The 13,926-nt window shown below is 45.4% G+C and carries 15 protein-coding genes; 10 read left to right on the top strand and 5 right to left on the bottom strand.

The window, feature by feature from the left end; all coding sequences use genetic code 11:
- Positions 1–121: 121 nt before the first annotated feature.
- Together rluA and KI743_RS21760 are read left to right on the top strand one after the other, a co-directional pair.
- Positions 122–856: a bifunctional tRNA pseudouridine(32) synthase/23S rRNA pseudouridine(746) synthase RluA gene (gene rluA / locus KI743_RS21765; RefSeq protein ID WP_285468138.1), complete on the top strand. Its 735-nt coding sequence runs from the start codon at positions 122–124 to the stop codon at positions 854–856.
- A gap of 38 nt (positions 857–894) precedes the next feature.
- Positions 895–1,857 (top strand): D-2-hydroxyacid dehydrogenase, encoded by a 963-nt coding sequence (locus tag KI743_RS21760; protein ID WP_285468137.1) that lies wholly within the window; start codon positions 895–897, stop codon positions 1,855–1,857.
- A gap of 78 nt (positions 1,858–1,935) precedes the next feature.
- Here the strand turns inward: KI743_RS21760 and KI743_RS21755 are convergent, their stop codons facing one another.
- The 4 genes from KI743_RS21755 to argR all read right to left on the bottom strand — a co-directional run bounded on the left by KI743_RS21755 (position 1,936) and on the right by argR (position 7,100).
- Positions 1,936–2,373, bottom strand: coding sequence for a universal stress protein (locus tag KI743_RS21755; protein WP_032553020.1), 438 nt, complete (start codon positions 2,371–2,373; stop codon positions 1,936–1,938).
- 106 nt (positions 2,374–2,479) lie between these two features.
- A complete protein-coding gene (locus KI743_RS21750; protein ID WP_285468134.1) occupies positions 2,480–5,059 on the bottom strand; it encodes a TRAP transporter permease in 2,580 nt (859 codons plus the stop codon).
- Positions 5,060–5,318: 259 nt separating this feature from the next.
- Complete coding sequence (locus KI743_RS21745; protein ID WP_032553022.1) at positions 5,319–6,287, bottom strand: TAXI family TRAP transporter solute-binding subunit; 969 nt, start codon at positions 6,285–6,287, stop codon at positions 5,319–5,321.
- Between the two features lie 342 nt (positions 6,288–6,629).
- Positions 6,630–7,100, bottom strand: coding sequence for a transcriptional regulator ArgR (gene argR, locus KI743_RS21740; RefSeq protein ID WP_032553023.1), 471 nt, complete (start codon positions 7,098–7,100; stop codon positions 6,630–6,632).
- 331 nt (positions 7,101–7,431) lie between these two features.
- On the opposite strand from argR, the gene mdh reads away from it, so the two are divergent.
- Positions 7,432–8,367: a malate dehydrogenase gene (gene mdh / locus KI743_RS21735; protein WP_032553024.1), complete on the top strand. Its 936-nt coding sequence runs from the start codon at positions 7,432–7,434 to the stop codon at positions 8,365–8,367.
- Between the two features lie 122 nt (positions 8,368–8,489).
- Positions 8,490–8,681, top strand: a complete 192-nt coding sequence (locus KI743_RS21730) for a hypothetical protein (protein WP_032553025.1) — start codon at positions 8,490–8,492, stop codon at positions 8,679–8,681.
- Between the two features lie 75 nt (positions 8,682–8,756).
- Here the strand turns inward: KI743_RS21730 and ispB are convergent, their stop codons facing one another.
- The gene (ispB, locus tag KI743_RS21725) at positions 8,757–9,728 is read right to left on the bottom strand and encodes an octaprenyl diphosphate synthase (protein WP_032553026.1); all 972 of its coding nucleotides are present in this window, start codon (positions 9,726–9,728) and stop codon (positions 8,757–8,759) included.
- A 253-nt stretch (positions 9,729–9,981) separates the two neighbouring features.
- Here ispB and rplU point away from each other — a divergent pair, with 253 nt between their 5' ends.
- The 6 genes from rplU (at position 9,982) to folA (ending at position 13,863) form a co-directional block, all read left to right on the top strand.
- Positions 9,982–10,293 carry a 50S ribosomal protein L21 gene (gene rplU, locus KI743_RS21720; protein ID WP_032553027.1) on the top strand — a complete coding sequence of 104 codons (312 nt, stop codon included), beginning with the start codon at positions 9,982–9,984 and terminating at the stop codon, positions 10,291–10,293.
- Positions 10,294–10,312: 19 nt separating this feature from the next.
- On the top strand, positions 10,313–10,570 hold the full coding sequence (rpmA, locus tag KI743_RS21715) for a 50S ribosomal protein L27 (RefSeq protein WP_032553028.1): 258 nt from the start codon (positions 10,313–10,315) through the stop codon (positions 10,568–10,570).
- Between the two features lie 250 nt (positions 10,571–10,820).
- Positions 10,821–11,987 carry an Obg family GTPase CgtA gene (gene cgtA, locus KI743_RS21710; RefSeq protein ID WP_150870797.1) on the top strand — a complete coding sequence of 389 codons (1,167 nt, stop codon included), beginning with the start codon at positions 10,821–10,823 and terminating at the stop codon, positions 11,985–11,987.
- 123 nt (positions 11,988–12,110) lie between these two features.
- Positions 12,111–12,878: a threonine/serine exporter ThrE family protein gene (locus KI743_RS21705; RefSeq protein ID WP_150870799.1), complete on the top strand. Its 768-nt coding sequence runs from the start codon at positions 12,111–12,113 to the stop codon at positions 12,876–12,878.
- Entirely contained in the window at positions 12,860–13,345 is a 486-nt protein-coding gene (locus KI743_RS21700) for a threonine/serine exporter family protein (protein ID WP_032553032.1), read from the top strand. Before KI743_RS21705 ends, KI743_RS21700 begins: the two co-directional genes overlap by 19 nt.
- Before the next feature lie 38 nt (positions 13,346–13,383).
- The gene (folA, locus tag KI743_RS21695; protein ID WP_285468132.1) at positions 13,384–13,863 is read left to right on the top strand and encodes a type 3 dihydrofolate reductase; all 480 of its coding nucleotides are present in this window, start codon (positions 13,384–13,386) and stop codon (positions 13,861–13,863) included.
- The last annotated feature ends 63 nt before the right edge of the window (positions 13,864–13,926 follow it).

Here is a 13,926-nt window from a genome sequence, read left to right as displayed (position 1 = left end):
CGTTGAACTGAAAAGTATCGATTGGGGCCTTCTTTATGAAGGCCCTACTTTTATCCTGTCGTCCATAGGCACGCTTTTAAATAGGTAGATTAAATGATGGCGGCACAACAGAAGGCACACTATGGCTTTAATTGAGTACAAGCCACCGACAGATCCTTGGATTGAGGTTGTGTTTGAAGACGCAGATATCTTAGTGGTCAACAAGCCGTCAGGGTTGCTGTCGGTCCCCGGTCGAGAGCCACAACACTATGACAGTATGTGGAGTCGAGTCGTAGAGGCTTACCCACAAGCGCAAGCCGTGCATCGCTTGGATATGTCTACCTCAGGGCTAATGTTGTTTGCTAAACATAAAGAGGCTGAGCGTCATTTAAAGAAGCAGTTTCAGTATCGATTAACTCATAAGCTTTATTACGCTCGAGTATGGGGGAAAGTAGAGTTAATAGAGGGAGAAGTCGACCTGCCTTTGATTTGCGATTGGCCAAATAGGCCTCGTCAGAAAGTGTGCTTTGAACACGGAAAGCCTTCACAGACTCGCTATCAAGTAGCGCTGTATGAGGAACATACGACGCTGTTACGTTTGTTACCGATCACTGGGCGCTCTCATCAGTTGCGTGTTCATACTATGGCACTGGGTCACCCGATTGTTGGAGACGAGTTCTACTCAACGGAGCCGGCACTCAGTTACTCGCAACGATTAGAGCTTCATGCATGTGAGCTCAGCTTTTATCATCCTGCCAATAACCAACTGTTTACCGCTTTTGTCCCTTGTGACTTTTACCTAAAGGCCAAGCCACAGATAACTCAACATTTTGATATTGAGTCTGAGTTACCAGACTATAAAAAGCTGAAAGGTTAGAATGGTCTGGTAGACGAATGTTGAAACAAGGAAGAACAATGAGCAAACCTAAGGTGGTGTTCCTCGATAGGGCAACCATTCCGTCCCAGATTTCTTTAAAAGCGTTGGGCTTTGAACATGAGTGGGTTGAGTACGACTTCACTCAGCCAAACCAAGTCGCCAAGCGAATAGCCGATGCAGAGATTGTTATCACGAATAAAGTGGTGCTGAATGCGTCTAATCTATTATCCGCCTCTAGACTGCGTTTTATTGCTGTCTCTGCCACTGGCGTAAACAACATTGACCTAGAGTACTGTCAAAGTAACGGTATTTTGGTCAGCAACATTCAGGGGTACGCGACTCAGTCCGTTCCCGAACATGTGATTGCAATGCTGTTTGCCTTAAAGCGTAACCTTAAGGGCTACCACCAAGATATCGAGCGTGATGTGTGGCAGCGCGATAAGCAGTTCTGCTTTTTTACTCACCCAATCCAAGATATTGCTGGCAGCACTTTAGGTATCTTTGGTAGCGGCAGCTTAGGCCAAGCGACCGCAGTTCTGGCTAAAGCGATTGGAATGCAGGTGGTGTTTGCTGAACGCAAGGGAGCGAGCAGTTGCCGAGAGGGTTACATGCCTTTTGAGGAAGTGCTTAGAACCGCGGATGCAATCAGCTTACACTGCCCGTTAACGACTCAGACGGAGAACCTCATCTCTCGCGCAGAATTTCAGATGATGAAGCCTAATTGTGTGCTGATAAATGCCGGGCGCGGTGGGCTGGTGGATGAAGTCGCGTTAGTTGATGCGCTGCGCAGTGGCGAGATTGCTGGTGCGGGTGTTGACGTATTCACTGCCGAACCAGCGGATAAGTCTAACCCTTTGTTAGCAAATAGCGATTTACCCAATCTTCTTCTAACACCTCATGTGGCGTGGGGTAGTGATAGTGCAATACAGAAGCTGGCGGATATTCTAATGGATAACATTGACGCGTTTGCAGCCGGGTCTGCTCAAAATCTAGTGACGTAGTCTCAAATTGCTGAATCTCACCCAATAAAAAAAGGTTGGCATAAACGCCAACCTTTTATGTTTTAGAGCGATATAAATTTAGCCTTGTGGCTTTACAACCAAAACGTTGATTGGTGAGTTCTGTACAACTTTGCTTGCTACAGAGCCTAGAACCACTTTATCAATCTTAGAGCGCTTATGGCTTGGCATAACGATAAGGTCTGCGCCTAGCTTCTCTGCATGATCTAGAATGGTCGAGTAGGTTTTGCCTTCGGCCACATGTACTTTGTAGATCACTTCGTCATCGATGTACTTGTCTGCAAACTCTTGAAGCTGACGCTTTACGTCTTGCTTCATTTGGTTTGCTGCATCTTTCGGGAAGTAAGACGCAACCATAGACATGTGAATACCAGGCAGAACGTTCAAAAGGTGAATCTCTGCATTGCTGTTTTTAGCGTGCCATACTGCAAGTTCAACGGCTTTGTCTGAAAAGCCTTTGTCGTTAAGATCAACTGGAACAAGGATTTGTCTGTACATGTTTTTGTCTCTTTGGTTTAGCGGCGCTGAGCGAGTCTAGGCGCCGTACTATCCTTTCCGTGTAATACAGAAGTGAAAGTGTTTGGAGCACTCTCACTTCCCATTGTTACGCGCTAATCTCATCCTTACGAGCACGTCTTCTTTGGTTCATACCTAAGCCAATGAGGATCAGTAGAGTCGGAACAAATACCCACTCTTTCATTGGTCGGTCAGCATCTTGAATGATGGACTTAATTTCCCAGTCAAAATCGATACCAGCCGCTTCAGCAGGGCTGCCAAACTCAACCATGTCGACAATCATCTTGCCGTCAGCTTCGGTTAGCATAAGACCCATTGATGAGATACGCTCTTCAGCAGTTGCTGCCTTGTCATCAAATGGCAAACGAACCGTCTTCTCTGAGTAATCGCCTTCTAGGTTCTCACCACCGACTCTTAGTTCGATAGATTGTCCTACATTTAGCTGCTCAGTAACTTGCGCAATCTCAACACCAGGTGAAAGAACTTTCGCTGGGTAGATCATGTCCCACCAGAAACCCGGACGGAAGAAAGAGAAGGTAAGCACAAGTAAGAGTACCGTTTCCCACCATTTGTTCTTAGTGAACCACCAACCTTGCGTCGCTGCAGAGAAGATCAACATCGCTGCTACCGATGAGAAGATCGTCAGCGCTAAATGCCACCATGAATCAATGCCCATCAATAGTAGTTGGGTATTGAAGATGAACATGAACGGCAAGATCGCAGTACGGATATCGTAGGTAAAGCCTTGAATACCAGTACGGATTGGATCTGACTTAGCAATCGCTGCGGCTGCAAAGGCTGCTAGGCCAACTGGCGGTGTATCATCGGCTAGGATACCGAAGTAGAACACGAACAGGTGAACCGCAATCAATGGAATGATCAGGCCGTGTGCCGCACCTAGAGTTACGATTACCGGCGCCATTAGCGTCGAAACAACAATGTAGTTCGCTGTTGTTGGCAGACCCATACCTAGAATCAAGCTAATTACCGCAGTAAACAGCAGCATAAGTAGGATGCTACCACCTGAGATAAACTCAACGAAGTCAGTCATAACCAGACCGATACCAGTAAGTGTTACCACACCTACCACTGTTCCAGCTGCGGCCGTCGCAACACCGATACCGATCATGTTACGCGCGCCTGAAACCAATGCTTCCGCTAGATCGATAAAGCCTTCTTTTGTTTGAGCAGCAAGATCGTCAGACTTGTTCATCATCGCTATCAATGGACGTTGAGTCACCAAGATGAAGATCATAAACACAGTTGCCCAGAATGCTGATAGACCTGGAGAGAAGCGCTCAACCGTCAGACACCATACTAGAACCACGATAGGCAATAGGTAGTGTAGACCTGACTTGATGGTTGGACCTGGATCCGGTACTTCCGTTAGGTTCTCGTCGATTTCGATACCGCCCTCTTCAGCGTATTTTGCTGAGATGCGAACCAAACCAAGGTAAGAGAGAAGTAGGGCTACTGTTACGATAGGTGTCGCAGCCGCACCAAACACATCTTTCGTCCAACCAACACCGTAGTAAACCACAGCACTGATAATACATAGACCTAAAATTGTGCCAGTGAACGACAGTAGGCTTTGAACCACAGTTGGTGTGTGACGACGAGGAAGACCTGTCATGCCCGCTTTACACGCTTCTAAGTGAACGATGTAAATCAGAGCGATGTAAGAGATAAGTGCTGGTAGTAGTGCCGCTTTGATAACCTCAACGTAAGAGATACCAACGTATTCCACCATTAAGAATGCAGCTGCACCCATGATTGGCGGAGTCAGTTGACCATTGGTTGAAGCCGCTACTTCTACAGCACCTGCTTTAGTACCAGGGAAGCCAACACGCTTCATCAATGGAATCGTGAAGGTACCTGTGGTTACTACGTTAGCAATCGACGAGCCAGACACAAGACCAGATAGGCCCGAAGCCACAACAGCAGCTTTTGCAGGGCCGCCTTTCATGTGACCAAGCAGTGAGAATGCAACTTTGATGAAGTAAGCACCTGCACCCGCACGCTCTAGCATCGCACCAAATAGTACGAACAAGAATACGAATGAGGTAGAAACACCCAGAGCAACACCAAATACACCTTCAGTCGTTAGCCATAGGTGCGACATTGCTTTGTTAAGACTTGCACCTTTGTGTGCAATCACGTCTGGCATGTATGGGCCGCCGAACGTATACAGCAGGAATACAGCTGCAACCACCATAAGTGGTGGGCCAAGTGCACGTCGTGTCGCTTCTAGTAGCAGTACCATACCGGTTACCGCTGCCACAATATCAAAAGTCGTCGGAGCGCCTGAACGGCCAGCCAGTTCCGTATAGAAAATGTAGATATAAGCAGCAGAGAAACTACCAGCAAGCGCCAATACCCAATCAAGAGCTGGTATATAGTCGCGAGGAGAATTCTTTAGTGCTGGGTAAGCAGTAAATGCAAGAAAGATAGCAAACGTGAGGTGGATAGCACGCGCTTGAGTATCGTTCAATACAGCGAAGTCAAAAATAAACGGTAGCGGAGATGCATACCAAAGTTGGAACAATGACCAACATAGCGGCACAAACCATAGAATACGACCTTGCATGCCGCTCGGGCTACGTGCTCCAGTGTCTGATTGTGCCACCATTTCTTGCACATCAGAAGACGGTGATGTTGTCTGCGTCATGTACTTTATCCTTATTATTGATGGTCTAGCCTTTTCGCATGTCACAGCGATACGTAATTTTTCTTCCTATCTAGTGTAGTGAACTGACAAGAAAATGCGTTTTTGATCGACTGTGTCTTAGGCTTGATACGAAGGTAAGTTCTCCAATTTGGAGAGACTTAAAAGTTTGTCTCTTTTCACTTAGGTTCTTTTTATAAAGCGTGAAAAGCCAATAAGGAGGGCTCGCCTCCTTATTGGATAGAGTAGGTTTGAAGATGGATTACTTCAGAAGACCCACTTCTTTGTAGTATTTTTCAGCACCTGGGTGTAGAGGGATAGAAAGACCAGCTTGTACCATGTCCTCTTTCTTCAGGTTTGCAAATGCAGGGTGAAGACGTTTGAACGTGTCAAAGTTTTCAAATACTGCTTTTGCAACGTTGTAAGCAACATCGTCTGATACGTCAGTCGTTGTTACCATAGTCGCTGCTACACCGAAGCTGTTTACGTCAGCATCTGTACCGCGGTACATACCTGCAGGTACTGTGCTGTATGCGTAGTATGGGTTCTCAGCAACGATCTTGTCGATTTGAGGACCAGTTGCAGATACTAGCTTAGCGTCACAAGATGTTGTTGCTTCTTTGATTGAACCGTTCGGGTGACCAACCATGTAGATGAATGCATCAATCTTGTTATCACAGAGTGCTTGAGAACGCTCAGAACCTTTTAGCTCAGACGCTAGCTTGAAGCTGTCGTTAGTCCAACCCATAGCGTCCATTACAACACCCATAGTTGCACGGTCACCAGAACCTGGGTTACCAATGTTTACGCGCTTACCTGCTAGGTCAGCTACGCCATTGATGCCTGAGTCTGTGCGAGCAATGATGTTGAACGGTTCTGTGTGTAGAGAGAACATAGCGCGTAGTTTTTTGTACTCGCCTTGATCTTTGAACTTACTTGTACCGTTGTAACCGTGGTATTGCCAGTCCGATTGAACAACACCGAAATCCAGTTCACCAGCACGGATAGTGTTAACGTTGTAGATTGAACCACCAGTCGATTCTACTGAACAACGGATGTTGTGGTCTTTGCGGCCTTTGTTCACTAGTTTACAAATCGCACCACCTGTAGGGTAGTAAACACCCGTTACAGAACCAGTACCGATTGTGATGAACTCTTGAGCGTTAGCTGCGCCAGCGCCCATTACAGCAGCTGCAATCGCACCAACTTTAAGAAGTTTGGTAAATGCCATGAATTTCCCTTCCTTTATTCATTATTAACCCTGAAACAAGTGTAGTTGCTTCTGGAGTTTCCTCTTTGGAAACGGCACCTTTTTCAATCCATGTGATGAAAAAGTGGCTGAATAATATCAAAAAATTGGCAGTAAATTACTCGAATGTTAAAACTTATAGCGAAAAAATCTAAATATTGATGCACTAATATAACGTTTTATTTGCAACTAGATTTTTTAAAATCAAATAGTTATGTGGTTTTGAGTGGTTAAAGATGGATATTTCAGGATGTGAGGTGGATCACGAACTTGATAGGTATTCATGATCCATTCGTATGGGTAATGTTTATGAAACTTCAGACATTATCCAGCGTATTCAAACAGTTCACATACAGACTCAAATAGCTGCTTGGTTGTGACTGCCAGAGTTGGGGTGATAAAGATAGTATCATCGCCAGCCACCACGCCTAGGATGCCTTCAGACTTACCTAGAGAGTCTAATAGGCGAGCGATCAACTGTGCAGCACCAGGGCCTGTGTGGATAACAACCAACGCATTGTTGTGGTCAATATCTAGTACTAACTCTCTGAGCGAGCTAGAAACTGTAGGAACGCCTAATTCTGCTGGAAGACAGTAAACCATCTCCATTTTTGCATTACGAGTTCGAACAGCACCGAACTTAGTTAACATACGCGAGACTTTCGATTGGTTGATACTCTCAAAGCCTTCGTGCTTGAGTGCGTCGACAATCTCACCTTGAGAGCCAAAGCGCTCTTCTTTTAGTAAAGCTTTAAAAGCGCGAACTAAGTTGTCTTGTTTTTCGGTATTGCGCATATGTCTTCTTATTTCTTAACAAATCTATCTGCATATTCTCGCATACATATTCAGTTTTAGCCAAAATATCCAGACAATTTGTTAGTCATATCACTGTAAATATTAAATGGAATAATATGCTATTAATGACGATTTGCTTTGTTATTTCAGTGAATTATTCACATAATACAAACTCGCTGTGTAGCACGGTTTTATTGACTTGCGCGAGGTCGCAAAGCTGGCGTTAATTGATTGTAATCACTTTGTGATTATTATAGTTTTTGAACTTAAATTAGCTCACAAATCACCCTACTAAGAACTTATAAGAGAAAATCTCTCAAGGAGAATAACAATGAAAGTAGCTGTTATTGGTGCCGCTGGTGGCATCGGTCAAGCCCTAGCCCTATTACTTAAGAACCGCCTACCTGCAGGTTCTGATCTTGCTCTTTACGATATCGCTCCAGTAACACCAGGTGTTGCTGCGGACCTTAGCCATATCCCAACGCCAGTTTCGATCAAAGGCTACGCGGGTGAAGATCCAACGCCAGCACTAGAAGGCGCTGATGTGGTTCTTATCTCTGCGGGTGTTGCACGTAAGCCAGGTATGGATCGTGCGGATCTTTTCAATGTAAACGCGGGTATTGTTAAGTCTCTAGCTGAAAAAATCGCGGTTGTATGTCCAAAAGCTTGTGTTGGTATCATCACTAACCCAGTAAACACGACTGTGCCAATCGCTGCTGAAGTTCTTAAGAAAGCGGGCGTTTACGACAAGCGTCGCCTATTCGGTGTGACTACTCTAGATGTTATTCGTTCTGAAACATTTGTTGCTGAGCTAAAAGACAAAGATCCAGGCGACATCCGTGTACCAGTTATCGGTGGTCACTCTGGTGTAACGATTCTTCCACTACTTTCACAAGTAGAAGGTGTAGAGTTTACTGATGAAGAGATCGCAGCACTGACTACACGTATCCAAAACGCAGGTACTGAAGTAGTAGAAGCGAAAGCGGGCGGCGGTAGTGCAACTCTATCTATGGGCCAAGCAGCTTGTCGCTTCGGTCTAGCTCTTGTTAAAGCACTTCAAGGTGAAGAAGGCGTAATCGAGTGTGCATACGTTGAAGGTGAAGGCGAGCACGCACCATTCTTCGCTCAGCCTGTGAAACTTGGTAAAGAAGGCGCAGAAGCTATCCTAAGCTACGGTGAGCTAAGTGACTTCGAGCGCAATGCACTAGACAGCATGCTAGAAACGCTAAATGGCGACATCGAAATCGGTGTTGAATTTGCTAAATAAGCGCATTTAGATTGTTTGAATTCAAAAGCCGTTCTGATGAGCGGCTTTTTTGATCTCGGCTTTTGATCTTTGTTTGCTAAAGGCTCGTATTCCTCGTTGAAATAGAAAACCGAGGGTAGGGTATGAGTCGAGTACAAAAAGGGATGCATGTCGAGTATTTGGGGAGCTTGGGAAAGGTGTTAGTGATTGATGAGCAAGAGCAAACCGCTTTGGTTGAGTCCTATCACACCCATGAGCAATATGCGGTACCTCTTGAGGAGCTAGAGGCGATTGACGCACAACTCCCGCTCTCATTAGAGTCTAGCCGTTACTAAGCGCCCACAAACTAAAAAAGAGCCTCTACGGCTCTTTTTTTGTTTATCTGACGAATTGCCAGTTGCACTTAATGACTACTTGCTGCGTTTTACAGCTAGGTGCGCCAGTGTTGTCAGTGCTTGCTTGTATTCTGAATCTGGAAGTACAGATAACTCTGCAATCGCTTTGTCAGCCTCTTCGTAAGCCTTCTGCGTGGTGTACTCTAGAGATCCTGTCGCTTTCATCGCTGCAAGAATATCGTCAAGCTTCTCCATGCCGTTAGAGTGCTCAATCGCTTCGCGAATCATACTTGCTTGTTCTGGTGTACCGTTGTGCATGGCGTAAAGCAGAGGCAGAGTTGGCTTACCTTCTGCAAGGTCATCACCCACGTTCTTACCCATCTCTTTACCATCAGCGGTGTAATCCATAACATCGTCAATCAACTGGAAAGCAGTACCAAGGTATTTACCGTAGTTCTGCATTGCCGTTTCGACTTCAGGTGACGATTCAGTCAGGATTGCGCCAATTTGTGTCGCTGCTTCAAACAGACGTGCAGTTTTCGAGTAGATCACCTGCATGTAGCTTTCTTCAGTGGTGTTTGGATCGTTGCAGTTCATTAATTGCTGAACTTCACCTTCCGCGATCACATTTACCGCTTCACTCATTAGTTCAAGGATCCTTAGTGATCCTAGCTTTGTCATCATTTGGAATGAACGAGTGTAAATAAAGTCGCCAACTAGAACGCTGGCTGCATTACCAAAGGCTGCATTCGCCGTTGCTTTACCGCGACGCATGTCCGATTCATCTACCACGTCATCATGCAATAACGTTGCTGTATGGATGAATTCGATAAAGGCTGCAGAGGTGATATGAGCTTCACCTTGATAGCCAAGAGCACGAGCTGATAAAAGAGCAAGCAAAGGGCGAAGGCGCTTGCCGCCACCGCTCACGATATAGAAACCAAGTTGGTTGATTAAACTTACGTCAGAATTAAGTTGGGCTTGAATTGTTTCATTCACTTTTGCCATATCATTGGCAGTAAGCGCTTGGATAGCTTTAAAATCCATTGTTCATCCGGCTAAAGTTAGACCCTGTAAGGCTTATACGTTGTATTAATTGTTGAATAATACACTAAAAAACGTTGATTAATACATCGCTTAAGGGCATGATTGCCGCACTTTTCTTTGGCGAACAGGTTTTCGCCAATTTTTTAAAAATATGGCTTGTCAAAGGCGTATCTTCTCTGTAGAATCTGCGCCCTATTGATGATTAGTTTAGCGCACACCCAAATGAGGCTGTGCGGAAAAAGCGGAGTAAAATATGTACGCTGTTTTCCAATCTGGTGGTAAACAACACCGTGTAAGCGAAGGTCAAACTCTTCGTTTAGAGAAATTAGACGTTGAAACTGGTGCAACTGTTGAATTTGATAAAGTTCTTCTTGTTGCTAACGGTGAAGAAATCACTGTTGGTGCACCTCTTGTTGAAGGTGGTAAGGTTACTGCGGAAGTAGTACAACACGGTCGTGGCGATAAAGTTAAAATCGTTAAGTTCCGTCGTCGTAAGCACTCTCGTAAGCAAGCTGGCCACCGTCAGTGGTTCACTGAAGTGAAAATCACTGGCATTAACGCTTAAGTTATAGGAGAGTTTAACAATGGCACACAAAAAAGCTGGCGGTTCTACTCGTAACGGCCGCGATTCAGAAAGCAAACGTCTTGGTGTAAAGCGTTTCGGTGGTGAATCTGTTCTTGCAGGTAACATCATCGTTCGTCAACGTGGTACTAAGTTCCACGCTGGTACTAACGTAGGTATCGGTAAAGACCACACTCTTTTCGCTCTTACTGAAGGTAAAGTGAAATTCGAAGTGAAAGGTCCTAAAAACCGTAAATTCGTTAGCATCGATTCTGAGTAATTTCTCAGTCTCAAGATGAATTTAAAAGCCCTGCCGTTAGGCGGGGTTTTTTATTTATAGTGAGATTAAAAATTAAAGCGAGAATAAAAAAGCAGGCGCTCTTGTTACGTGTACAGCAAAGAACCCCTCCTTATTTGTTCCTTAGTTGCAGATAGACCCTAGATCTTAGGTGATCGATCTAAATACGGATCTGCTAGAATTTATATCATTCTTTAATGAGTGGTACGCAACGCAAAGTGCGGAGTTAAAAATGAAATTCGTTGATGAAGCGGTAGTAAAAGTAGAAGCCGGTGATGGTGGTAATGGTACAGTAAGTTTTTGGCGCGAGAAATTCGTAGCTAAAGGCGGCCCAGACGGCGGTGATGGCGGTGACGGTGGTGATGTTTATATCCAAGCGGATGAAAACCTGAACACACTGATCGATTACCGTTTCCAACGTTTTTACAATGCAGAGCGTGGTGAGAATGGCCGCGGTGGTAACTGTACCGGTAAGCGTGGTAAAGACATCACATTGAAAGTGCCGGTAGGTACTCGTGCCGTTGATATCCACACCAATGAAATCGTGGCTGAAGTTGCTGAGCACGGCAAAAAAGTAATGGTAGCTAAAGGTGGTTGGCACGGTCTTGGTAACACACGTTTTAAATCGTCTGTTAACCGAGCTCCTCGTCAAAAGACCATGGGTACTAAGGGTGAGGTTCGTGAACTTCGTCTAGAACTACTTCTGCTTGCTGATGTAGGTATGCTAGGTCTACCAAATGCAGGTAAGTCTACCTTCATTCGTTCTGTTTCTGCAGCGAAACCAAAAGTGGCGGATTACCCATTTACAACACTTATCCCAAGTCTGGGTGTAGTGAGTGTGGTTCCTGAGAAGAGCTTCGTGGTTGCCGATATCCCTGGTCTAATTGAGGGTGCAGCGGATGGTGCTGGTCTTGGTATTCGTTTCTTGAAGCACCTTGAGCGTTGTCGTGTGCTACTGCACATGATCGATATCATGCCAATTGATCAATCGGATCCAATTCAGAATGCATTGACGATCATCGACGAGCTTGAACAGTACAGCGAAAAAGTGGCTCAAAAGCCTCGTTGGTTAGTGTTTAATAAAGTTGATCTAATGCCTGAAGAAGAAGCACAAGAGAAGATCCAAGAGATTATTGATGCTCTGGGTTGGGAAGGCGAGTACTTCCAAATCTCTGCTGTGAACAAGCTAGGTACCAAAGAGCTTTGTTACAAGCTAGCTGACTTCATGGAAAATCTACCTCGTGAAGAGGAAGAGGTGACTGAAGAAGAGAAAGTCGACTTCATGTGGGATGATTACCACAAAGACGCGATGAGCGGCAAAGATGTCGTGACTGACGACGATTGGGATGATTGGGACGACGAAGAAGATGACGGTCACGTTATCTACGTTCGTGACTAATTGAGTCGATTAGATAAAAACCGCAATTAATATTGCGGTTTTTTTGTATCTAAATCATGAATCGATGATGATGAATCAGGCAAAATTTACCTCTTAAGTATTAACGCCAATGGGAAGGAAATCATGGCATCAAAACAACGAGCGATATCTCGATTGGTCGCTCAATCTGGACAAATGTTATTAGCACACGGTGCCGAGAGCACCTTAGTGGGAGACATCATGCGTCGCATAGGCATTGCGTGTGGTGTTGATGAGGTGGAAGTTGCTCTGTCCGCCAATGCGTTGGTGGTCACGACAGTCATGGGTGACCACTGTATCACCACCACTCGAAGCTGTGCTGATCGTGGTATCAATATGCGGGTGATCACAGATATCCAGCGTATCTGCATCATGATGGAAAAAGGAATTCTGGATTCTGACTTAGCCCAGAGAAAGATTAATGAAATCAGCCCCGAGCGCTATAATCGCTGGTTGGTCGTGGTGATGATAGGGTTATCTTGTGCTTCATTCAGCCGTTTAGCTGGGGGCGATTGGCATGTATTTATGATGACTTTTATCGCGTCTGCTTGCGGAATGATTGTTCGCCAAGAGATCGGTCATCGACACTTTAACCCTCTTCTGAATTTTGCCGTTACGGCCTTCGTGACCACGGCTATTTCCGCTCAAGCTGTGTTGTTTGATATCGGTGGCCAACCAACTATCGTCATGGCTTCTTCGGTATTGATGCTGGTACCCGGCTTTCCTTTGATTAACTCAGTTGCAGATATGCTTAAAGGTCACATCAATATGGGACTTGCCCGCTTTACTATGGCGAGTTTACTGACGCTGGCGACCAGCCTTGGCATTGTAGCTGCAATGAGCTTGTCTGGTGTATGGGGGTGGGCTGGATAATGTTAGAGTTATTATTTGGTTTAGCTAATGATATGTTTTTTGCGGCCATTCCTGCCGTTGGTTTTGCGCTAGTATTCAATGTTCCGCAGCGAGCACTTGTTTACTGCGCGCTGGGTGGAGCCATTGGTCACGGGAGTCGCTATTTAATGATGCACTTCGGTGTTCCTATCGAGTGGGCGACCTTCTTTGCTGCAACCCTTGTCGGCATGATAGGTGTCCACTGGTCGCATAAACTGCTGGCCCACCCTAAGGTGTTTACGGTCGCAGCTCTCATCCCAATGGTTCCGGGTGTCTTTGCTTTTAAGGCGATGATTGCCATGGTTGAGATTAACAATATGGGCTATACGCCTGAGCTAGTGGCTATGTTGATGGAGAACTTCCTCAAAGCGATGTTCATAATCGCGGGGTTAGCGATTGGCTTAGCAGTGCCAGGGCTGTTATTCTACCGCCGTAGACCTATCGTTTAGCAAACATTAACCCAATTCAGAGTAGGACCTCAGTAGATATGATCATCAGTATGATAGCGGCAATGGCAGACAATCGTGTTATTGGTAAAGACAATCAAATGCCTTGGCACCTTCCCGCTGACTTTGCGTGGTTTAAACGTTCGACAATGGGTAAACCGATTGTGATGGGACGTAAAACTTATGACTCTATTGGCCGTCCGTTACCTGGCCGCTTGAACATCGTGGTGAGCCGTGATGAAACCTTGAAAATTGATGGTGTCACTATGGCGACTTCTGTTGAGCAAGCTTTGGAGTTGGTCGGTGATGTTGAAGAGGTGATGATCATTGGTGGTGGCTCTATCTATGCGCATTGCTTACCAAAAGCAGATAAACTGTATCTCACTCATATTGATTTAGCTGTCGATGGCGATACTCAATTCCCGGATTGGGGAGAGGGTTGGACGCAAAGCTATTCAGAAACATTTAAGGCAGATGACAAGAACAAGCACGATATGGAGTTTGTGATTCTCGAGCGCTAAGGTCTAAAGTTTGTAAATGCTTGCGCTATCTCACTAATAGCGCAAGCTTCTCGTATCTCGTAT

The sequence above is a fragment of the Vibrio sp. D420a genome, from assembly GCF_030248625.1.
GTDB lineage: Bacteria > Pseudomonadota > Gammaproteobacteria > Enterobacterales > Vibrionaceae > Vibrio > Vibrio fortis_A.
Note: the sequence above shows the minus strand (reverse complement) of the source record. Positions and strands in the feature narration are given on the sequence as shown.

Bases quoted from the DNA above. Each gene is read 5' to 3' on its own strand.
- cgtA (WP_150870797.1), top strand. From the start codon at position 10,821: ATGAAATTCGTTGATGAAGCGGTAGTAAAAGTAGAAGCCGGTGATGGT.
- ispB (WP_032553026.1), bottom strand. From the start codon at position 9,728: ATGGATTTTAAAGCTATCCAAGCGCTTACTGCCAATGATATGGCAAAA.
- rplU (WP_032553027.1), top strand. From the start codon at position 9,982: ATGTACGCTGTTTTCCAATCTGGTGGTAAACAACACCGTGTAAGCGAA.
- KI743_RS21750 (WP_285468134.1), bottom strand. From the start codon at position 5,059: ATGACGCAGACAACATCACCGTCTTCTGATGTGCAAGAAATGGTGGCA.
- KI743_RS21730 (WP_032553025.1), top strand. From the start codon at position 8,490: ATGAGTCGAGTACAAAAAGGGATGCATGTCGAGTATTTGGGGAGCTTG.
- rluA (WP_285468138.1), top strand. From the start codon at position 122: ATGGCTTTAATTGAGTACAAGCCACCGACAGATCCTTGGATTGAGGTT.
- KI743_RS21760 (WP_285468137.1), top strand. From the start codon at position 895: ATGAGCAAACCTAAGGTGGTGTTCCTCGATAGGGCAACCATTCCGTCC.
- argR (WP_032553023.1), bottom strand. From the start codon at position 7,100: ATGCGCAATACCGAAAAACAAGACAACTTAGTTCGCGCTTTTAAAGCT.
- KI743_RS21755 (WP_032553020.1), bottom strand. From the start codon at position 2,373: ATGTACAGACAAATCCTTGTTCCAGTTGATCTTAACGACAAAGGCTTT.
- mdh (WP_032553024.1), top strand. From the start codon at position 7,432: ATGAAAGTAGCTGTTATTGGTGCCGCTGGTGGCATCGGTCAAGCCCTA.
- KI743_RS21700 (WP_032553032.1), top strand. From the start codon at position 12,860: ATGGGGGTGGGCTGGATAATGTTAGAGTTATTATTTGGTTTAGCTAAT.
- folA (WP_285468132.1), top strand. From the start codon at position 13,384: ATGATCATCAGTATGATAGCGGCAATGGCAGACAATCGTGTTATTGGT.
- KI743_RS21705 (WP_150870799.1), top strand. From the start codon at position 12,111: ATGGCATCAAAACAACGAGCGATATCTCGATTGGTCGCTCAATCTGGA.
- rpmA (WP_032553028.1), top strand. From the start codon at position 10,313: ATGGCACACAAAAAAGCTGGCGGTTCTACTCGTAACGGCCGCGATTCA.
- KI743_RS21745 (WP_032553022.1), bottom strand. From the start codon at position 6,287: ATGGCATTTACCAAACTTCTTAAAGTTGGTGCGATTGCAGCTGCTGTA.